This window comes from Enterobacter sp. UNJFSC 003 (assembly GCF_036903355.1).
Lineage (GTDB): Bacteria > Pseudomonadota > Gammaproteobacteria > Enterobacterales > Enterobacteriaceae > Enterobacter.
Window position 1 is genome coordinate 1166315 of the sequence record NZ_JBAKHK010000001.1, and the last position, 20145, is coordinate 1186459.

At 55.3% G+C, this 20145-nt stretch carries 16 protein-coding genes; 10 read left to right on the forward strand and 6 right to left on the reverse strand.

What is annotated here, in order from left to right:
* The first annotated feature begins 177 nt into the window (after positions 1-177).
* Genes V5P19_RS05430 through V5P19_RS05440 form a run of 3 tightly spaced genes read left to right on the forward strand, consistent with a single transcriptional unit; the run spans position 178 to position 2888 of the window.
* The gene (locus tag V5P19_RS05430; RefSeq protein WP_334400862.1) at positions 178-900 is read left to right on the forward strand and encodes a DUF969 domain-containing protein; all 723 of its coding nucleotides are present in this window, start codon (positions 178-180) and stop codon (positions 898-900) included.
* On the forward strand, positions 897-1883 hold the full coding sequence (locus V5P19_RS05435; protein ID WP_334400863.1) for a DUF979 domain-containing protein: 987 nt from the start codon (positions 897-899) through the stop codon (positions 1881-1883). Before V5P19_RS05430 ends, V5P19_RS05435 begins: the two co-directional genes overlap by 4 nt.
* 9 nt (positions 1884-1892) lie before the next feature.
* Entirely contained in the window at positions 1893-2888 is a 996-nt protein-coding gene (locus V5P19_RS05440; RefSeq protein ID WP_334400865.1) for a DUF2891 domain-containing protein, read from the forward strand.
* 42 nt (positions 2889-2930) lie between these two features.
* Here V5P19_RS05440 and V5P19_RS05445 read toward each other — a convergent pair whose 3' ends face one another.
* On the reverse strand, positions 2931-4310 hold the full coding sequence (locus tag V5P19_RS05445; protein WP_334400867.1) for an MFS transporter: 1380 nt from the start codon (positions 4308-4310) through the stop codon (positions 2931-2933).
* A gap of 115 nt (positions 4311-4425) precedes the next feature.
* On the opposite strand from V5P19_RS05445, the gene V5P19_RS05450 reads away from it, so the two are divergent.
* Positions 4426-5370: a LysR family transcriptional regulator gene (locus V5P19_RS05450; protein ID WP_334400869.1), complete on the forward strand. Its 945-nt coding sequence runs from the start codon at positions 4426-4428 to the stop codon at positions 5368-5370.
* A 55-nt stretch (positions 5371-5425) separates the two neighbouring features.
* Here the strand turns inward: V5P19_RS05450 and V5P19_RS05455 are convergent, their stop codons facing one another.
* Positions 5426-6691 carry an MFS transporter gene (locus V5P19_RS05455; protein ID WP_334400871.1) on the reverse strand — a complete coding sequence of 422 codons (1266 nt, stop codon included), beginning with the start codon at positions 6689-6691 and terminating at the stop codon, positions 5426-5428.
* Positions 6692-6888: 197 nt separating this feature from the next.
* On the opposite strand from V5P19_RS05455, the gene V5P19_RS05460 reads away from it, so the two are divergent.
* Entirely contained in the window at positions 6889-7959 is a 1071-nt protein-coding gene (locus tag V5P19_RS05460; RefSeq protein ID WP_334400873.1) for a LacI family DNA-binding transcriptional regulator, read from the forward strand.
* A gap of 31 nt (positions 7960-7990) precedes the next feature.
* Here V5P19_RS05460 and V5P19_RS05465 read toward each other — a convergent pair whose 3' ends face one another.
* Positions 7991-9367 (reverse strand): PTS transporter subunit EIIC, encoded by a 1377-nt coding sequence (locus tag V5P19_RS05465; RefSeq protein ID WP_334400875.1) that lies wholly within the window; start codon positions 9365-9367, stop codon positions 7991-7993.
* Positions 9368-9645: 278 nt separating this feature from the next.
* On the opposite strand from V5P19_RS05465, the gene V5P19_RS05470 reads away from it, so the two are divergent.
* Positions 9646-10845: an enolase C-terminal domain-like protein gene (locus V5P19_RS05470; RefSeq protein WP_334400877.1), complete on the forward strand. Its 1200-nt coding sequence runs from the start codon at positions 9646-9648 to the stop codon at positions 10843-10845.
* On the opposite strand, the gene V5P19_RS05475 is transcribed toward V5P19_RS05470, so the two are convergent.
* Genes V5P19_RS05475 through V5P19_RS05485 form a run of 3 tightly spaced genes read right to left on the reverse strand, consistent with a single transcriptional unit; the run spans position 10833 to position 13712 of the window.
* Positions 10833-11552: a GntR family transcriptional regulator gene (locus V5P19_RS05475; protein ID WP_334401165.1), complete on the reverse strand. Its 720-nt coding sequence runs from the start codon at positions 11550-11552 to the stop codon at positions 10833-10835. The two genes, V5P19_RS05470 and V5P19_RS05475, sit on opposite strands and share 13 nt — an antisense overlap.
* The gene (locus V5P19_RS05480; RefSeq protein ID WP_334400879.1) at positions 11552-13039 is read right to left on the reverse strand and encodes a Cu(+)/Ag(+) sensor histidine kinase; all 1488 of its coding nucleotides are present in this window, start codon (positions 13037-13039) and stop codon (positions 11552-11554) included. The genes V5P19_RS05475 and V5P19_RS05480 overlap by 1 nt, the downstream gene beginning before the upstream one ends.
* Positions 13029-13712, reverse strand: a complete 684-nt coding sequence (locus tag V5P19_RS05485; protein ID WP_334400881.1) for a copper/silver response regulator transcription factor — start codon at positions 13710-13712, stop codon at positions 13029-13031. The genes V5P19_RS05480 and V5P19_RS05485 overlap by 11 nt, the downstream gene beginning before the upstream one ends.
* A 190-nt stretch (positions 13713-13902) precedes the next feature.
* Between V5P19_RS05485 and V5P19_RS05490 the strand changes: the two genes are divergently transcribed.
* Genes V5P19_RS05490 through V5P19_RS05505 form a run of 4 tightly spaced genes read left to right on the forward strand, consistent with a single transcriptional unit; the run spans position 13903 to position 20046 of the window.
* On the forward strand, positions 13903-15288 hold the full coding sequence (locus V5P19_RS05490; protein ID WP_334400883.1) for an efflux transporter outer membrane subunit: 1386 nt from the start codon (positions 13903-13905) through the stop codon (positions 15286-15288).
* A 30-nt stretch (positions 15289-15318) separates the two neighbouring features.
* Positions 15319-15660 (forward strand): cation efflux system protein CusF, encoded by a 342-nt coding sequence (cusF, locus tag V5P19_RS05495; RefSeq protein WP_334400886.1) that lies wholly within the window; start codon positions 15319-15321, stop codon positions 15658-15660.
* Between the two features lie 11 nt (positions 15661-15671).
* Positions 15672-16904: an efflux RND transporter periplasmic adaptor subunit gene (locus V5P19_RS05500; protein ID WP_334400888.1), complete on the forward strand. Its 1233-nt coding sequence runs from the start codon at positions 15672-15674 to the stop codon at positions 16902-16904.
* Positions 16897-20046, forward strand: a complete 3150-nt coding sequence (locus V5P19_RS05505; RefSeq protein ID WP_334400889.1) for a CusA/CzcA family heavy metal efflux RND transporter — start codon at positions 16897-16899, stop codon at positions 20044-20046. The genes V5P19_RS05500 and V5P19_RS05505 overlap by 8 nt, the downstream gene beginning before the upstream one ends.
* Positions 20047-20145 lie beyond the last annotated feature (99 nt).

Sequence of the window (20145 nt, forward strand, 5' to 3'; positions counted from 1 at the left end):
AAACTCATCGATAAAATAAGAACATTTTATTGATAAATTGTTTACATGTTTTTGAGGTTCAGATATAGCTTTTTAGCGCAGGTTTTCCGAAACCTGCCGAAAAACACAACATCGCTCGCCGCAAATTAAAAAAATAGCCGCCGGCGCGCAACGCTCACTTTGGATAGGGTAAACGTTATGGACGGTTCTACGCTGTTACCGCTTATCGGGATACCGGTGGTGGTTATTGGTTTTGCACTGCGCTTCAACCCGCTGCTGGTTGTAGTGGTAGCAGGGCTGGCGACAGGTCTGCTGGTGGGGATGGATTTGGGTACGCTGCTGGAAACCTTTGGCGAAAAGTTCGTTAATAGCCGATCGCTGGCCACCTTTATTCTGATCCTGCCGGTTATTGGCCTGCTGGAATATTACGGATTAAAAGAGCGCGCCCAGGCCTGGGTAGCGAAGATCGCCAGCGCCACCTCCGCGCGTATTCTGATGCTCTATTTCGTGGCGCGTGAAGGTACCGCCGCGCTGGGGCTGATGTCGCTTGGCGGGCATGCCCAGACGGTACGTCCGCTGCTGGCACCGATGGCCGAAGGGGCGGCGCTGAATGAATATGGCGAACTGCCGCAGCACATCCGCGACAAAATCAAGGCCCATGCCGCCGCGTGCGACAATATCGCGGTTTTCTTTGGGGAGGATATCTTTATCGCCTTTGGCGCGGTGCTGCTGATTGACGCCTTCCTGAAAGAGAACGGGATCGAGGGAATTGAACCTTTACACATTGGCCTGTGGGCGATCCCGACTGCTATCGCGGCATTGATTATTCATATGACGCGCCTGCTGCGCCTGGATGCGAGCATTCGCCGCGATGTGTTGGCATGGCGAGCGGTGCAGGGTACGCAGGAGATCGCGCCATGATGACATTGATCACCATTAACCGCGTTTACTACCTGATTGGCTTCGTTGTGATGCTGCTGGTTGTGATGACGCTGCGCGATCGCGCGAACCCTAAACGCTATACGACGGCGCTGTTCTGGTTCCTTTTCGGCGGTATTTTCCTGTTTGGCGATCTCATGGTACAGGAGCTGGGCAAGTCGCTGGCTTATCGCATCATCGGCGGCGGCGTTATCGTTATTGCCCTGCTGGCCGGCTTTGGCCTGGTTGGGAAAGGGCACTACAAAATGTCGACCGAGGAACAGCGCGAGGCTTCGTCGAACCGGCTGAAAAACTGGCTCTTTCTGCCCGCGCTGATGATCCCCGTGGTGACGGTGATCGGCACGCTGTTCCTGAAAGGCGTGGCGGTTGGCGGTGTTTACCTTCTCGACCAAAAGCAGCTGACGCTGGCCGCCCTGTGCGTTGCCTGCGTAGCGGCCATCCTGACCGGCTGGTGGTTGACCAAAGGCACGCCGCTGCACGCGGTGCGTCAGTCTCGCCGCCTGGTGGACACCATCGGTTGGGCGGTGATCCTGCCGCAAATGCTGGCCATGCTCGGCGGCGTGTTTGTGGTGGCGAACACGGGGGAGTCAGTGCAAAAGGTGGTGAGCCTGTTTGTCAACCCGTATAGCCGCTTCATGCTGGTGGTGATCTACTGCGTGGGTATGGCGCTGTTCACCATGATCATGGGTAACGCGTTTGCCGCATTCCCGGTGCTGAGCGCCGGGATCGCCTTGCCGTTCCTGATTAACGTTCACCATGGCAACCCGGCACCGCTGCTGGCGATCGGTATGTATGCGGGCTACTGCGGCACGCTGATGACGCCGATGGCCGCAAATTTCAACATCGTTCCCGCCGCGCTGCTGGAGCTGAAAGACAAATATCAGGTGATCAAGATCCAGATCCCGACCGCGTTAACCCTGCTGGTGGTGAACGTGTTCTTAATGTATTTCCTCGTGTTTCGCTAAGGAGCTGTCATGGAATTAACGCAACAACGGGCCGACGCCTTCGCCAGAATGCCTTTGACCTATTTGCGCCAGGAATACCCGAACCACATCATGCATCTGCTTAACGATGATGGCGATGTCTTGCCGCCCCGCGAGCTGCACCCGATTTTTTACGGCTGTTTTGACTGGCACTCTGCGGTTCACGGCTACTGGCTGTTGCTGCGCTGCGTTCGCCTCTATCCGGAGCTGCCGTGCCGGGAGGCGATTATCGCGCTGTTCGACGAGCACCTGACGCAAGAGAAGGTGGCGAAGGAATTGGCCTATTTCAACGCGCCGTTCCGCGCCTCGTTCGAGCGGCCTTACGGTTACGGCTGGCTGCTGGCGCTGGCTCAGGAACTGCAGCAGTCATCGCTGCCCGAGGCCGCGCGCTGGGCCCAGACCCTGCAGCCGTTAACCCTGGATATTCGTAACCGCCTGGTGGACTATCTCAGCAAACTTACCTATCCCATCCGCGTTGGTACACACTACAACACCGCCTTTGCGCTGGCGCTGGGGCTGGATTATGCCCGCGCGGTGCAGGATCACGCGCTGGAGCAATCCATCGTGTCTGCGGCTAATCGCTTTTACCAGGCGGATACGCGCTACCCGGCACACTACGAGCCGGGCGGCGATGAGTATATTTCCGGCGCACTTACTGAAGCCCTGCTGATGAGCAAAGTTGCGGGGAATTTCCCGGCCTGGTTTGAAGCGTTCTTGCCGGATATTGGGGCCGTGTCGGCGCTGATGAACCCGGCACAGGTAAGCGACCGCACCGATCCGAAAATTGCTCACCTCGACGGGCTAAACCTCAGCCGCGCCTGGTGCATGAAGCACATCGCCAGGGCTTTGCCGGAAAACCATGCTGGGCAGCAGGCGATGCGTGCTGCCGTGGCGCGGCACCTGGATGCAAGCCTTGAGCATGTGGTGGGGAGCCACTACAGCGGCGGACACTGGCTGGCAAGCTTTGCGATGCTTGCGCTGGAATAAAGGTGATAGGGATACAGCGCCCGAAAAGGCGCTGTAATGGATTTATACCGAAGCCCGGCGCGGGGAGCGCAGCCGACTCACGCTAAACAACATCGCACCCGCCGATGCGGCCACGGCAATCCATAATGCATAATGGACGGCGTGTACGGATGCCACGGCCATCAACACACCCACGGCCGCCGCTCCCAGACATTGACCAAAGGTTCGAACGATGGACAGCACGCCGGAGGCGTAGCTGGCATATTCCCGTGCAACGTTCGAGAGCATTTCCCGGTTATTGGGGCTCTGGAAGCAGCCAAACCCGATGCCGCAAACCAGACTCCGCAGGCAAATGTTCAGCGCGGATGGGCTGGCGGGCAACGTTGCCAGCAGCGTTAAGCCCGCGGCAAAAATCAGCAGTCCGAGCGTCGAGATCAAAGGGGCTGAAAGGGTATCTGCCCAGCGTCCCGCGTGCGGTGCAATCAGCACAATGCCGATTGGCCAGGGGGTAAAGAGCAGCGCGGAGATCGCGGGGCTGTAGCCATATACGCTCTGAAACAGAAATGGTAGCGCCACAAAGGTAATGCCCTGGCTGACAAACGAGGCCAGTGAGGTTAAGGCGGCGAGCGTAAAACGTCCGTTGCTGAAAATGACTGGGGGCAGCAACGGCGCTGGGATACGGCGAATGTGCCAGACAAAAGCAATCGCGCATGCCGTGGCGAGAAGCCCCCAGTAAGCGGCCGCCTGATTGACCTGCTGGAAACTGTTTGCGGTCATGACCATCGCCCCTAACAGCAGCGCGGAGAGTACAGCGCCCACGGCGTCGAAAGGGCGTTTGTCGAACCCGGATGCGCGCGGTAACGCCTTCCAGGCTAACCACAGCGCAGCGGCTGCTGGAATCAGGTTAATCGCGAACAGCCACTGCCAGCTCAGCGTATCCAGTATTGTTCCCCCGAGGATCGGCGCAACGGCGGTACTGGCGGCAATAAGCAGGGCGTGCAGGCCGAGAACACGGCCAAGCAAGCGTCCGGGAAAAACGGCGCGCAGGATTGCCGGGGCGATACTCAGGGTGGCAGCGCCGCCAACGCCCTGCAAAACGCGCATCCCGATCAGCATTTCTGACGTCGTCGCCAGCGCGCAGCCGAGTGAGGCCAGGGTAAAGGCGGTAAGCCCCGCCAGAAACACCGGGCGGTAGCCCACGCGGGCCGCCAGCGCGGCGAAAATCGCCAGCGTCATCGCCGCAGAGAGCAAATAGCCGTTGGCAAACCAAATCGCAACGCTACCAGGCACCTGCATCGCGCCAGCCATAGAGGGCAGAGCTATGTTGATCATGGTGCCATCAAATACGCCCATCAGCGTGGTCATCATCACTGCGGCCATGACTCGCGCGCGTGCATAACCGGGTAAACCGTCATCACCGGGCCGATCGGAAAACAGCGTCATCGTATTCACTCCAAAATAATGTGGATGACGAAACTATAATCCTGGGGTATATAGGGCGGAAGACGCAGCATTTGCACTTATACGTTGCACGCAACGCCTTATCTGAGGAGCTACCGTGTCCGATCCTGATTTTAATCTGCTTGTCGCGCTCGACGTTCTTCTTGCCGAAGCGAGCGTCGCGGGCGCGGCACGACGGCTGAATCTGAGTACCTCAGCCATGAGCCGCACGTTAACCCGGCTGCGAGACGTAACGGGCGATCCGATACTGGTGCGGGCCGGGCGCAACATGGTACTCACGCCCTGGGCGGAAGCCACACGGGATCGCGCCAGGCGCGCGGTGCATGAGGCAAGGGCGGTGCTTCAGCCATCACAGGAGACGTTGAAGGTCGACGATCTTGAGCGGCTTTTCACGATCAGAGCCAACGACGGTTTCGTGGTCGCCTTCGGTCCGTCGCTCATCGCCGCCGTGGCTGAAGCCGCGCCCGACGTGTGCATCCGCTTCGCGCCTAAACCCGAAAAAACATCCCGCTATCTGCGCGAGGGGCTAGTTGACCTGGAAATTGGCGTTCAGAGCAACATGGGGCCCGAAATACGTTTGCAACGGCTCTTTGAAGACCGATTTATCGGCGCCGTTCGGAAGGGGCATCCGTTGGCCGCCCTGTCGGAAGTCAGCGTGAAAGACTATATCGGCTGGGGGCACGTGGTGGCCTCTCCCGACGGCACCTTGCACGGATTTGCGGACGAGGCGCTGGCAGCGTCAGGCGTGCGCCGTAAAGTGGTCAGCGTGGTGCCGGGGTTTCCCACGGCGTTATCCGTGGCGCTGGCGTCCGATTTGATCACCATGGTGCCCGCGCTCTACTTGCTTAACCAGCAAATGACGGACCAACTACACGTGTTTGAGCTGCCGTTTCCCACCCGCAGCATTCGGGTGTCGCAGATGTGGCATCCGAGAATGGAAAAGGATCCCGGCCATCGCTGGCTGAGGGAGAGGATTGTTGCGGTGTGTGGGGAAGCGCTGAGAAAAAACAGCAGCCATTCGAAGGCTGCCGGTGGATGCTAGCGAAGCGACGTTCATCGTTCCTTACGAAGCCCGCAAATTCAGCGGGCTCTTAGTATCAGCCGGCGCTGGTCACGCGGGGGGTCGGTAGCAAGGTTTTGCTCCCCTTCAGGGTGAAGAGAGAAATAACCGTAAAGCTTAGCGTGATTGAGCCCAGGACGAGATAGGCCTGATGGAATCCGACGGTGTCATACATCCGTCCAACCCATGCTGACAGTACAACGCCCGAAAGCTGTTTCGACAAGTTAAAGCCAATCAGGAATAGGGTGGCGGACAGTTTCGGGTTAAAGGCCGAGGCGATGTATTTAAAGGTACCGACCAGCAGGAACGGCAGCTCAAACATGTGCAGCATTTTCAAGATAATGACTTCAACCGCCGATGAGGCAAAAGACGAGCCTAAGATGCGCACCGACATAATAATGCCCGCCGTTAACAGCGCATTCTTTGCGCCGATACGGTTCACAATGGCGGGGGCAAAAAACATGATGGTGGCGTTGAGTAATTCTCCTCCGGTTGTCACGAAGCCAAAGATTTCGGTCCCACGCTGTGGGCTGGAGAAGAATCCCTTAAAGAAGTTCGCAAACTGTTGGTCGAAAACGTCATAAACGCTGGCCACCCCAACAACATACACAATAAATCCCCAGAAGCGCGGCATCCGCAGCAGTTCGGCAGCGGTGCGCATCGAAAAGGCTTTGCTGTTGGCACCTAACGCATCGATAACGCGTTCACTGTTACTGCCTTCAGGCTTCGACAGCCACAGCAGAACGCCGAGCACCAGCGCAAAGCCGGACGCGATCCAGAAGGTAATGTTCGGGTCGATACCGAACAAAATGCCGGTGATGGATGCGCACAATGCCCAGCCAATACAGCCAGACACGCGCACTTTGCCGTATTCAAAACGGTTAGCGCGGCTCACGCGTTCGATATAGGCCTCTACCGCACCGGATCCGCTGGAGAACACCACGCCAAGATAGATCCCTCCCGCCAGCGCACCGGCGAAAATGTTCATCTGCAGCAGCGGTGACAGCACAAAAATAAAGAAGGGGGCAAACAAGATAAGCAGGACCGTGATGGTCCACAGCAGATGTTTCCGCAGTCCCAGCTTATCGGAGATCAGGCCAAACACCGGCTGAAAAATAATGGCAAACAGCGAGATGGATGAAAAGACGATCCCCGTTTCTGTTTTGGTTAAGTGGTTAACGTCCGCCAGCCAGACCGGAAAGAAGGGAAAATAGGCCGACATGATGAAATAGTAGAAGAAAAAGAACAACATAAAGTAGATGAAGTTATGCCGTTCTTTTGGGGTAAGTTCAGAGAGTCGCATAGGAATACCTGCTTTATCAATGCAAATGTCATTCGCCGGACAAGAGGGTGGAGTTATCAGGTATTTTCTCTACATCAACAATATTAGCGCTTTTGAAATACATTAACGATCACGAAACACGACGATAACAACAGATTTTTGTCGTCTTTTCGACATAGGATGTTAGCGAATGACATTGTTACCGTGGAGTGAAGAAGATGCAGCGTCGTACCGCAACGTTAGAAGATGTGGCACGTGAAGCAGGTGTATCCGAGCAGACCGTGTCGCGGGTGCTGAATAAGCCCGAGGTGGTGTCTGAGCGGACGCGTGAGAAAGTGATCCAGGCGATGCAGGCATTGCACTATGTGCCTAACCGTTCAGCACAACTGCTGGCCGGGAAATCTGCGCCATCGATTGGCCTGATCACCGCATCGTTAACGCTGCATGCCCCTTCGCAAATCGCCGCCGCGATAAAAAGTCATGCCAGCGCGCATCAGCTGGAGGTGGCTATTGCGATGCCGGTAATGGTCGACTACGCCTCGCTTCAGGCCCGGCTCAATGAGTTTCGCGCCCAGAATATCCGCGGCGCGATTGTTAATCTTCCGCTGGAAGGCAGCATTGCCGAGAGGCTGGTGAATGAAAATCCGGATATTTGCTGCCTATTTCTGGATATTTCCCCTGAGACGCACGTCTGCTGCGTGCGCTTTGATCATCATGAGGGCTGTGGCGCCTGCGTGACGCATCTTTGGGGGCTGGGGCACCGGGAGTTTGGTCTGTTGGCCGGGCCTGAAAGTTCGGTTTCGGCGCGAATGCGGCTCAGCAGCTGGCGAGAAGCGCTGCATCGGCATGGCGTGAGTAATGCCGTTACGGTTTTTGGCGACTGGAGCGCGGCCAGCGGATGGCATAAGGCCTTTGAGCTGTTACACCAGTCTCCGCGGATAACGGCGATCGTCGTGGCAAACGATCAAATGGCGCTGGGGGTGCTGAGCGCGCTGGCACAGCTTAATCGCACCGGCAGCAGAGCGGTCTCCGTTACCGGCTATGACGATACGGCCGACAGCCTCTACTTCCAGCCGCCGCTGACAACGGTGGCGCAAGATTTCAACAGGCTGGGCAAACGGGCCGTTGAGCTGTTAATTCAGAAGATGGCCGCGCCACAGATGCGCATCCGCGAACTACTGCCGACGCGCCTGGTGGTTCGCCAGTCCACCTGGCCCGTCGTCGGTGAACCGCGGGATGATAACGCGCAGGTGATCGCGCAGCTAAAAGCGCTGATGGAGAAGCTGTAATTGCCCCCGCCGGTAAGCGGGGGGAGCAACATTACTGCTTTTCAGCCTGTTCTTTTCCTACGAGAAGGGTGGTTAAGGTAAAAGATAACACCAGCGCTATCGCCACGCCCGCAAGCGCAAAGATGAAATACGGGCCGATATAGGCAGGCAGGCTGAAAATGCTCGATAAAATGTAGCCATAAAGGCGCACGCCAAAGAAGGCGATAAATGCCGAGGCCAGCGAGCTGGCAACCGTCGCCGCGATAAATGCCTTTTTATAGCGGGCCAGTACGCCAAACAGGGCCGGTTCGGTAATACCAAGCAGTGCGGATATTGCGGCTGATAGCGTTACGGTTTTCTCCTGACGGTCTTTGCTCAAGCGCCAGATAGCAAACGTCGCGCCTGCAATCGCCATGTTCGCCATAAACATCATTGGCATCAACATGTCATAGCCGCGATCGCTAAAGTTTTGCAGCGCGATGGGTGTCATCGCGTGGTGCATACCGGTCAGAATGGCCACCGGGCGGATTGCGCCCACCACTAATCCTGCAAAACTTGCAGATATGCTGAATAACCCTTCAATAAACAGCGCCAGCCCTTTGCCCAGCCAAATGCCGATGGGACCAATAACGACCAGCGCGGCGAGCGCGCCGATAAACAGCGTTAGCGTTGGGGTAAATACGGTCTTCAGCACGTCGGGCATAATGCTATCAACCCAACGATGGATATAGCTCAGGGCCAGGATCGAGAAAATGACCGGGATTACGCTGGCGGAATAGTTAAAGACCGATACCGGGATAGCATTGAGCAGCCAGAGCGCGCTGGCCGCGCCTTCCTGGTGGGTCGCCAGGGCTTTGGCCGCCTCAATCAGCGAAGGGTACATAAGACACGCCGCGATGGCGGCGGCGAGATACTCGTTGGTTTTAAAGATTTTTGCGGCCGAAACGGCCAGGAAAAACGGCAGGAAATAAAATACGCCGCTGGCGATAAGATCGATGATCATCACCGTGTCGCTTTTGGCTGAGACCACTTTCAGCGCGATTAACCCCGCCAGTAACCCTTTGATCATCCCGGCACCCGCAATCGCCGGAACAATGGGGCCAAATACGCCGGACACCGTATCCATAAACAACGAAATCAGGCTCTTACGTCCTTTCGTTGGCGCATTATCTGAGGGGGCGTTATCGTCGAGTACGCTAAGCATTTGCTCGTACCAGGTGTTCACCTTTGGCCCGATAATGACCTGAAACTGGTCGCTCTGAAGCTGTGCGCCCAGTACGCCCGGCAGCTTTTTGATCTCCGTTTGATCCACTTTATCATCATCAATTAAATCGAAGCGTAACCGCGTCATGCAATGCCAGACTTTATTGATATTCCCCTGACCGCCTACCAAACGAATAATATTATTGATGGCTTCTTGCGTCCCCATAACGTCTCCTGCCGGATGTTGTTGTCGTTTTAATGTTGCCCTGAAGGATAATTAAAGCCAGGAAACAAAACAAACCAATAAAATTTGATGTCGCTCACAAACAAGCTCTGTTTGGCAATGTAATACAATGACATCGTTAAATTGGTCTGGTTTTTGTTTGTCTTTAACGGAATTAGCAGACCAAAATAAATACGAAAAAAAAGAGTTTACCCAACATCATTTTTAGGGTGATGATAATTGCCATCGCCTATTCCCGCAGCGCAGCCGAGGAGTTATTTGTGACGCCTGTGATCATCAAAAATATCGAATGTTTTATTACTCGCCCGGACAGACATAATCTGGTGACGGTGCGCGTTACGACGGAGCAGGGCGTGACCGGTCACGGCTGTGCCACCTTCCAGCAGCGGCCGCTGGCGGTCAAAACGCTGGTCGAGGACTATTTAACGCCGCTGCTGACGGGCCGCGATGCCAACAACATCGAAGACCTGTGGCAAATGATGAACGTTAACGCCTACTGGCGTAACGGCCCGATAATGAATAACGCGATTTCGGGCGTCGATATGGCGCTGTGGGATATCAAAAGCCAGCTTGCCGGGATGCCGCTGTATCAGCTGTTTGGTGGGAAGTCGCGTGATGCGATCCCGGCCTACAGCCACGCCAGCGGCGAGACGCTGGTTCAGCTGTTTGCCTCCGTGGATGCGCTCATTGCGCAGGGCTATCGTCATATTCGCTGTCAGCTCGGCTTCTACGGCGGCACGCCGTCCGATCTTCACGCGCCGGAAAACCCAACGCCAGGGGCATGGTTCGATCAGCAAGAATATATGCGCAATACCGTCGAGATGTTCCGCGCGCTGCGCGAGAAATATGGCTGGAAGCTGCATATTTTACATGACGTTCATGAACGCTTATTCCCGCAGCAGGCGGCGCAGCTGGCGAAACAGCTTGAGCCTTACCAGCCTTATTTTATTGAAGATATCTTGCCGCCGCAGCAAAGCGCCTGGCTGGAGCAGGTTCGCCAGCAAAGCTGCGTGCCCCTGGCTATGGGTGAGCTGTTTAATAATCCTGCCGAATGGCACGACCTCATCGTCAACCGCCGTATCGACTTTATCCGCTGCCATGTATCGCAAATTGGGGGGATAACCCCGGCGCTCAAGCTGGCGCATCTGTGCCAGGCATTCGGTGTGCGTCTGGCCTGGCATGGACCTGGTGATATGACGCCAATTGGCGTGGCGGTGAATACGCATCTAAATATTCACCTGCATAACGCGGCTATTCAGGAATTCATTCCGCGTTCAGCGCTGACGGACCGGATTTTTCCGGGCGCGCCAGAGGTCAAAGAGGGCTTTGTTTATCCACCGGTGCAGGCCGGGATCGGCGTGGGCTTCAATGAAGAGATAGCGCGGGCGCATCCGGTGGTGTATCGCCCACATGAATGGACGCAAAGCCGCCTGCCGGACGGCACCCTTCATACTCCCTGAGCCTGACGTCGGGTAAGGGTGTCGCGGTTGTAGGGAATCACGTAGGTGCAGCTGTAATTGATATCAATAATATCGCTCACTTCAAATACCTGGCCACCCTCAAGAATACCGCGATTCGTAATATGCATTGCCGGGCTGCCTTTCTTGCAGCCCAGCAATGCAGCCTGCTCTCGGCTCACGCTCACGGCGCGGTAGGTGGTCAGCATATGGGAAATCGTCAGACCTTTGCCCAGAACATACTGCTGAATGGACCGTTCAATAGCCTGCTGATTAAGGTCAGGAAAATCCTCCGCCGGCATGCTGGAAATTTCCAGCTGTACGGGAACGTCATCGACGTAGCGTAGCCGACAGAAATGCCAGATAAAACGCTCTTCATCGATGCCAAAAATTTGCTGCGCCGCCCGGTCAGGGCGTTTTTTATGCAGGCTAATCATCCGGTAGCGGATCTGATCGAACCGTTTTTCGGTGATGGAGTTATACACCAGTGGATTATTGCGCGCCTGCTCGTTGATCCAGGTTCCTGACCCTTGCACTATTCGCACGACACCAATGCTGACCAGCTTTTCCAGCGCTTCGCGAATGGTTGTTCGCGATACGCCATACTCCTGCGCGAGCTGTCTTTCCGGCGGTAACTTACGCGGGCCAGGTGTGGTTTGCTGATAAATTTTGCTGAGCAGATCCTGCGTCACGAACTCTTTTTTCTTCATCATTTTTCCTGAATAACACCCATCACGGTCGACGTGTTTCCGGTTTTAGGCATGGATAATATAAACCGTGTCGACACGGCATCCGACTCCACACGCACTTTTCCGTGATGCGCGGCCACAATAGACTTCACGATAGCCAGGCCGATTCCGCTGCCTTCTCCTTTGCGCTGCCGGGAAGGGTCTACCCGATAAAATCGGTCAAACAGCCTTGGCAGATGTTCTTCAGGGATCGGCTTTCCGGGATTTTCAATCATTAGCTCAACATCGCGTTCTTTTTCAATCATCGACGCTGTAACTGTTTTTCCTTCAGGCGTATAGCGCAGCGCATTGGACAGCAGATTATTGATGGCTCTTCGGAGCATCTGCGGGTCGCCCTCAATCAGGCAGGGTATCCCGCTAAAGCGCAATGTGATGTTGCATTCTTCCGCCCATGCCTCAAAGAACTCGAAGACCTTCATGACCTCAACGCGTAAATCAAACATCACCCGGTCTGGGACCAGCTGATTATTATCCGCCTGAGCCAGGAAAAGCATGTCGCTGACCATTCGGGTCATCCGGCTGTACTCTTCAAGGCTGGAATAAAGCACATCCTCCAGCTCTTTTTGCGTCCGTTGCTGGCTCAGCGCAATCTCCGTTTGCGTCACCAGATTGGTAATCGGGGTTCTGATCTCGTGCGCAATATCGGCCGAGAAGTTTGCCTGACGGGTAAAGACGTCCTCCATTTTTCCCAACATATGGTTAAACGAGCTAACCAGCTGTTCCAGCTCAACGGGCACCCGCGACGGATCCAGACGCACGTCCAGGTTCTCAGAGGTGATGTTTTTAATGGCGTCGCTGACGTTGCGCAGGGGCAGGTGTCCCTCACGAACCGCGATTCTTATGAGGATAACGATCAGCAGGCTGATTGCCGCGGCAATCGCAAACAGATTCTTTTTGAGGCCGTCAAGGTAATGAAGATGGAAGTTAATCGAGAGCCCTATAAGCATGACGTAGTCCTGCTGTTTTCCCTGATAGGTCGCGGTGCCTGACGAGGCGATGATTCGGTAGGTTTCTCTGTCCATATCAGACCCGGAATGCATGGGGCTGGCAGGATCGTTTACCGTCCACAGAAAAACATCCTGCGCGCGCCGGTGTGTGCCAAACCCTGCGGCATTCACGGCAGGGCGCAGCGCCGCGCCTTGTACGGAGCTGAACAGAACCTCTCCGCGCGGATCCAACAGCAACACGGCCACGTTGCGGTAGCTGGCAATCGACCCCTTCATTTTGCTGATTTTCTTTTCATCCGCATCGGCCGGGGACTGTAATATCCGGTGCATTGCGGAGCTCATTTGCTGCAGATCGCTGACGTCCTGCTCGGCAAAATGGTTTTCAACGGAATAAACCATAAACCAGGTAAAGGCGAAAAAGGCCAGAATGGTGGAAAGGCTGATAAAAAAGGTCAGCCTCAGGGCAAGGGAGAAAGGGCGCCTGGCGGACTTAGTGCGCATCCGGTATCTCCAGCATATAGCCCACGCCGCGAACCGTCTGAATCAGCTTTGGTTCATAATCATTGTCTATTTTTGCCCGCAGCCGCTTCACCGCGACGTCAATGGCGTTGGTGTCACTGTCGAAGTTCATATCCCACACCTGGGAGGCAATCAGCGAGCGGGGCAGCACCTCGCCCTGGTGACGGATAAAAAATTCCAGCAGACTGAATTCCTTACCGGTTAACAGGATGCGATTGCCGGCGCGGTTGACCTTTCTCGATATCAGATCGATGCTGAGATCGGCAACCTTAAACTGGCTCTCTGCTATTACCGTATTCCCTCGCCGCAGCAGGGTTCTTACCCGCGCCAGAAGTTCAGCAAACGCAAAAGGCTTGATCAGGTAATCATCGGCCCCTAGCTCAAGCCCCTTCACCCGGTGTTCAATGGTGCCGAGCGCCGAGAGCAATAATACCGGCATGCCTTTTCCTGCAGAGCGAAGCATGCGGATGATGTCCCAACCGTTTACATCGGGCAGCATGATATCGAGGATCACCAAATCATAGTCTGCAGTCATAGCCAGATGGTAGCCGGTCAGGCCGTTATCCGCGTGGTCTACCACAAAGCCCGCTTCAGTCAGCCCCTTGCTAAGGTATTCACCCGTTTTAACTTCATCTTCGACGATCAGTATTTTCATTTTGCTCCTCTGACTGGCTGCTCACGACATTCTATTGCGCTCGGGGGCGTTATCAACGCGTTACCGCGAAAATGACAACATTGTCATTATCCTGTCACCGGCCAAACAGAACGCTTTCGCTAGAGTAACCCCGGTAAAACACGGGTTTTTATTTGAAGCAGTTACCCGGCCTGTCTGGACGAGAAGCGTGATGGTGAAATTAAAACGACTAAGCATTGGCACTCTATTTTTACTGGCAGGCTGCGTCTCGCTTGCGCCTGAATACCAGCGACCGACGGCCCCTGTGCCCCAGCAATTTTCGCTCTCCCGCAATGGCCTGGCGCCCGCGTTAAAGGGGGATCAGGACACCGGCTGGCGAAACTTTTTTGTCGACCCGCAGGTTGCACGCTTGATTAACGAAGCCCTGAATAACAACCGCGACGTGCAAATGGCCGCCCTGAAGGTAGAAGAGGCACGTGCCCAGTACAACGTCACGGACGCCGATCGGTATCCGCAGCTGAATGCATCGTCAGGCATCACCTACAGCGGCGGGCTGAAAGGCAACGCGTCGACCGCGCAACAGTACGATGCGGGAGTGAACCTGGGCTATGTGCTCGATTTTTTCGGCAAGCTCAAAAACATGAGCGAGTCTGACAGACAAAACTATTTTGCCAGCGAGGAAGCCCGTCGCGCGGTACATATCTTGCTTGTCTCTGACGTTTCTCGGGGCTATTTCAGCCAGCAGTTGGCCTATGAGCAGCTCCGCGTTGCGCGCGACACGCTGAAAAGTTATCAACAGTCTTACGCTTTTGTAGAACAGCAGCTGATAAGAGGCAGTACGACGGTGCTGGCGCTTGAGCAGGCACGGGGGCAGATTGAAAGTACCCGCGCTGAGATTGCCAAAAGAGAGGGTGAACTGGCACAGGCCAATAACGCATTGCAGCTACTCCTCGGCACCTATCATGCACTGCCGTCAGATAAGGGCATACGCGCCAGCGAGATTCGCCCCGTCACGCTGCCGCCAAATTTGTCGTCAGACATTTTGCTTCAGCGCCCGGATATCATGCAGGCCGAGTATCAGCTGAAAGCCGCAGATGCCAATATCGGTGCGGCGCGGGCGGCCTTTTTCCCGTCAATTACCCTGACCAGCGGCATTTCTACACGCAGTACAGAACTGTCGAACCTGTTCACGCCCGCGAGCGGTATGTGGAACGTTATTCCTAAAATTGAAATCCCTGTTTTTAACGCCGGCAGGAATAAAGCCAATTTGAGGCTGGCTGAAATACGCCAGCAGCAGTCGGTTGTTAATTACGAGCAAAAAATTCAGGCCGCATTTAAGGAGGTGGCTGACGCGCTGGCGTTCCGGGACAGCATCGGCCGTCAGATTAATGCTCAGCAGCGTTATAGAGATTCGCTACGTATTACGCTGCAGCGTGCCAGAGGCTTATATTCCAGCGGCGCGGTCAGCTATAGAGAAGTGCTTGACGCAGAACGGTCTTTGTACACCACGCAGCAAACCCTTCTTGACCTCACTAATGCCCAACAGATTAATGAAATTAACCTGTTCACCGCCCTCGGCGGCGGTTGGGTAGAGTAATTTTATTCGTCCATCATTCAGGAAATTAATATGCGTAATTCACTTAACGTCATCGTATTGGGTGCTCTCTCCGTGCTGTTTTCGGCTGGCCTCCAGGCTGAGGTTCATCAGCATAGGGAGATGACCTCCGCCGCTGATACCGCACCTCAGCAGGTTATTGAAGGAAAAGGGGTGGTGAAAGACATTGATCTTAGTAGTAAAAAAATCACCATTTCTCATGAGGCTATTCCTGCAATCGGCTGGCCGGCCATGACCATGCGCTTCACCTTTATTCATGCTGACGAGAGTATTAAGGCCCTAAAGGTCGGTAGCCAGGTTGATTTTTCGTTCGTTCAGCAGGGCACTATTTCATTACTCAAAAGCATTAAATAGCGAGAAAGGGCATGGCGTCTTTTAAGAGAAAATATGCTGCCATGATAATCAGCAGCCTTATTGTAGGTGGGCTGGTTTCCGTTACTGCATGGCATTATGTTCATTCAGAAAATAAAGCAGAAAACAGCGTTGCGGAACGGAAAGTACTGTTTTGGTATGACCCGATGAAGCCAGATACCCAATTCGACAAGCCCGGAAAATCCCCTTTTATGGATATGGACCTGGTGCCGAAATACGCTGATGAAAACGACGGAAAAAACGGTGCCGGTATACGCATTGATCCGACTCAGGTTCAGAATCTGGGATTAAAGACGCAAAAGGTCACGCGCGGGAGATTACATTATGCCCAGACCTTCCCGGCCAACGTCAGCTATAACGAATACCAGTTTGTGATTGTCCAGGCGCGTTCTGCAGGCTTTGTCGAAAAAGTGTATCCGCTAACGATTGGCGATCGCGTGAGGAAAGGAACGCCGCTGGCTGAAATTACCCTTCCGGATTGGGTGGAAGCGCAAAGCGAATTCCTCCTGTTATCCGACACCGGCGGAACACCCACGCAGATTAAAGGCGTTCTTGAACGACTCCGACTGGCGGGCATGCCGGAGGAGGACATTCAGAGGCTGCGCGCGACCCGCAGCATCCAGACGCGATTTATCCTCAAGGCCCCGATAGAAGGCGTAATTACGGCGTTCAGCCTGCGCACCGGCATGAATATTTCAAAAGATAACGTCGTGGCGCAGATTCAGGGGGTGGATCCGGTCTGGATTAGCGCGTCACTCCCTGAATCCATCGCGTACCTCCTGAAAGACACGTCCCAGTTCAACATTTCGGTACCGGCTTACCTGGATACACCGATTCATGTGGAGAAATGGCATCTTCTTCCGAGCGTCGATCAAACCACCCGGACGCTGCAGGTCCGCCTGCAGGTGTCAAACGCGAACGAACTGTTAAAGCCAGGCATGAACGCGTATTTGACGCTGAATACCCAGAGCCAGGACATGCTGCTGATCCCGTCCCAGGCCGTGATAGACACGGGTAAGGAACAGCGGGTGATTACCGTCGATGCTGAGGGGCATTTTGTCCCGAAAAGGATCCACGTTCTGCACGAGTCTCAGCAGCAGTCGGGCATCGGTAGCGGGCTAAAAGAAGGGGAGAAGGTCGTCGTTAGCGGTCTGTTCCTGATTGATTCCGAAGCCAATATTTCCGGTGCGCTGGAGCGTATGCGTCGAGGGAAGGACCATGATTGAATGGATTATCCGGCGGTCAGTCGCCAACCGTTTCCTGGTCATGATGGGCGCGCTGTTTCTCAGCGTCTGGGGGACATGGACAATCATCAATACGCCCGTTGATGCGCTGCCCGATCTGTCTGACGTCCAGGTGATTATTAAAACCCGCTATCCCGGCCAGGCGCCACAGATTGTGGAAAACCAGGTCACGTATCCCCTTACGACGACCATGCTGTCGGTTCCTGGCGCAAAAACGGTGCGCGGTTTTTCTCAGTTTGGTGATTCTTATGTTTACGTCATTTTTGAAGACGGTACAGACCTGTACTGGGCCCGCTCGCGGGTGCTGGAATACCTTAACCAGGTTCAGGGCAAACTGCCTGCCGGTGTGAGCGCTGACATCGGGCCTGACGCCACGGGCGTGGGCTGGATTTTTGAGTACGCGCTGGTGGATCGTAGCGGGCAACACGACCTGTCCGAGCTGCGCTCATTGCAGGACTGGTTCCTGAAATATGAACTCAAGACCCTCCCGGACGTCGCCGAGGTGGCATCGGTAGGCGGTGTGGTGAAGCAGTATCAGATCCAGGTTGATCCGTTGAAGTTGGTTCAATACGGAGTCAGCCTTTCCGACGTTAAACAGGCTCTCGGATCCTCAAACCAGGAAGCAGGGGGCTCATCCGTTGAAATTGCGGAAGCGGAGTATATGGTCCGGGCCAGCGGTTATCTCCAGACCCTTGATGACTTCAATAATATCGTCTTAAAAACCGGTGCGAACGGGGTGCCTGTCACTCTACGCGACGTTGCCCGCATTCAAATCGGACCTGAAATGCGCCGCGGTATTGCCGAGCTTAACGGCCAGGGAGAAGTTGCCGGCGGCGTGGTGATTCTGCGCTCGGGCAAAAATGCACGCGAGGTGATCACCGCCGTAAAAGACAAGCTGCAGACGCTAAAGGCCAGCCTGCCAGAAGGCGTCGAGGTGGTGACCACGTACGATCGCAGCCAGTTAATCGACCGGGCCATTGATAACCTCAGGGGTAAACTCCTGGAAGAGTTTATCGTGGTTGCCCTCGTTTGTGCGCTGTTTCTTTGGCACGTACGCTCTGCGCTGGTGGCCATTATTTCGCTACCGCTGGGGCTGTGTATCGCCTTCATCGTGATGCATTTTCAGGGGCTTAACGCCAATATTATGTCGCTGGGCGGCATCGCTATTGCGGTCGGCGCAATGGTGGACGCTGCGATAGTGATGATTGAGAATGCGCATAAGCGGCTGGAAGAATGGGATCACCAGCATCCAGACAAGGACATTGACAACGCCACCCGCTGGAACGTGATCGCCAATGCCTCCGTCGAGGTTGGTCCGGCGCTGTTTATCAGCCTGCTGATTATCACCTTATCGTTCATCCCCCTGTTTACCCTCGAAGGGCAAGAAGGGCGCTTATTTGGTCCTCTGGCCTTCACGAAAACCTATTCCATGGCGGGCGCGGCGGCGCTGGCCATTATCGTCATCCCGGTGTTAATGGGGTTTTGGATCCGTGGGAAAATACCCGCCGAGACGCGTAACCCGCTGAACCGGCTGCTGATTAACGCCTATCACCCGTTACTGCTCCGGGTGCTCCACTGGCCAAGAACAACGCTGCTGATTGCGACTTTATCTATCTTCACGGTTATCTGGCCGCTGAGCCAGGTTGGCGGCGAGTTTCTGCCGAAGATCAACGAGGGGGATCTGCTGTATATGCCGTCGACCTTACCGGGCGTCTCTCCGGGACAAGCGGCAGCGCTGCTGCAGACCACGGACAAGTTGATCAAAACCGTTCCGGAAGTCGCCTCAGTTTTCGGCAAAACGGGCAAAGCCGAGACCGCGACGGATTCCGCGCCGCTCGAAATGGTTGAAACCACGATCCTACTGAAACCGCAGGCGCAGTGGCGGCCCGGCATGACGATTGACAAGATAATCGACGCGCTCGATAAAACCGTTCGTTTACCGGGACTGGCTAACCTCTGGGTACCGCCGATCCGCAACCGTATTGATATGCTCTCAACTGGGATCAAAAGCCCGATTGGCATCAAGGTGTCAGGCACCGTCCTGGCGGACATTGATACGACCGCGCAACGCATTGAGGCTATCGCTAAAACGGTGCCCGGCGTGGTCTCCGCCCTGGCTGAACGCCTTGAAGGCGGACGCTATATTGATGTGGATATTCATCGTGTGAAAGCAGCCCGGTACGGCATGACGGTTGGCGACGTCCAGCTGTTTGTCTCCTCGGCCATTGGCGGTGCCACGGTAGGCGAAACGGTAGAAGGCGTAGCCCGGTATCCGATTAATCTTCGCTATCCGCAGGATTACAGGGACAGCCCGCAGGCGCTAAAAGCGATACCGATTCTGACGCCCACGAAGCAGCAGATAACTCTGGGCGACGTGGCAGATGTTCATGTTGTTTCCGGACCGGCGATGCTGAAAACGGAAAATGCCCGCCCCGCCAGCTGGATTTATATCGATGCGCGGGGCAGGGATATGGTGTCGGTCGTAAACGATCTCCGAACGGCGATCGGCCAACGCGTTACGCTGCAGCCGGGCACCAGCGTTTCCTTCTCCGGACAGTTTGAATTACTGGAGCATGCCAACAAGAAACTGAAGCTGATGGTGCCGATGACGGTTATGATCATTTTCATACTGTTGTATCTGGCCTTCCGCCGTGTGGATGAAGCGCTGCTGATCCTGATGAGTCTGCCGTTCGCGCTGGTTGGTGGAATATGGTTCCTGTACTGGCAGGGCTTCCATATGTCCGTGGCGACGGGCACCGGATTTATTGCGCTGGCCGGGGTCGCGGCCGAGTTTGGGGTGGTTATGCTGATGTACTTACGGCATGCAATTGAAGCGGACCCGGCGTTGTCCAGGCCGGAAACGTTCACGTCGGAAAAACTCGATGAAGCGCTCTATCATGGCGCGGTGCTGCGCGTGCGTCCCAAAGCCATGACCGTGGCGGTTATCATTGCGGGTCTGTTGCCGATTCTGTGGGGAAGTGGTTCGGGTTCGGAGGTGATGAGCCGGATCGCGGCGCCAATGATTGGGGGAATGATTACGGCGCCGCTGCTGTCCCTGTTTATCATTCCTGCCGCGTATAAATTGATTTGGCTGCGCAGGCATAAAGTGAATACCCGTTCGTAATGGCGGGAATGTAGTTAGCGCTGCGTATTATTGCGTGTCGGGCGGATTAGCTGGCGCCAGGCGCGGTTATGCAGGGTAAAGAGCAGCATCTTGTAACAC

Bases quoted from the DNA above. Each gene is read 5' to 3' on its own strand.
- V5P19_RS05475 (WP_334401165.1), bottom strand. From the start codon at position 11,552: ATGAAGAAAAAAGAGTTCGTGACGCAGGATCTGCTCAGCAAAATTTAT.
- V5P19_RS05505 (WP_334400889.1), top strand. From the start codon at position 16,897: ATGATTGAATGGATTATCCGGCGGTCAGTCGCCAACCGTTTCCTGGTC.
- V5P19_RS05500 (WP_334400888.1), top strand. From the start codon at position 15,672: ATGGCGTCTTTTAAGAGAAAATATGCTGCCATGATAATCAGCAGCCTT.
- V5P19_RS05445 (WP_334400867.1), bottom strand. From the start codon at position 4,310: ATGACGCTGTTTTCCGATCGGCCCGGTGATGACGGTTTACCCGGTTAT.
- V5P19_RS05490 (WP_334400883.1), top strand. From the start codon at position 13,903: ATGGTGAAATTAAAACGACTAAGCATTGGCACTCTATTTTTACTGGCA.
- V5P19_RS05455 (WP_334400871.1), bottom strand. From the start codon at position 6,691: ATGCGACTCTCTGAACTTACCCCAAAAGAACGGCATAACTTCATCTAC.
- V5P19_RS05440 (WP_334400865.1), top strand. From the start codon at position 1,893: ATGGAATTAACGCAACAACGGGCCGACGCCTTCGCCAGAATGCCTTTG.
- V5P19_RS05460 (WP_334400873.1), top strand. From the start codon at position 6,889: ATGCAGCGTCGTACCGCAACGTTAGAAGATGTGGCACGTGAAGCAGGT.
- V5P19_RS05485 (WP_334400881.1), bottom strand. From the start codon at position 13,712: ATGAAAATACTGATCGTCGAAGATGAAGTTAAAACGGGTGAATACCTT.
- V5P19_RS05465 (WP_334400875.1), bottom strand. From the start codon at position 9,367: ATGGGGACGCAAGAAGCCATCAATAATATTATTCGTTTGGTAGGCGGT.
- cusF (WP_334400886.1), top strand. From the start codon at position 15,319: ATGCGTAATTCACTTAACGTCATCGTATTGGGTGCTCTCTCCGTGCTG.
- V5P19_RS05435 (WP_334400863.1), top strand. From the start codon at position 897: ATGATGACATTGATCACCATTAACCGCGTTTACTACCTGATTGGCTTC.
- V5P19_RS05480 (WP_334400879.1), bottom strand. From the start codon at position 13,039: ATGCGCACTAAGTCCGCCAGGCGCCCTTTCTCCCTTGCCCTGAGGCTG.
- V5P19_RS05430 (WP_334400862.1), top strand. From the start codon at position 178: ATGGACGGTTCTACGCTGTTACCGCTTATCGGGATACCGGTGGTGGTT.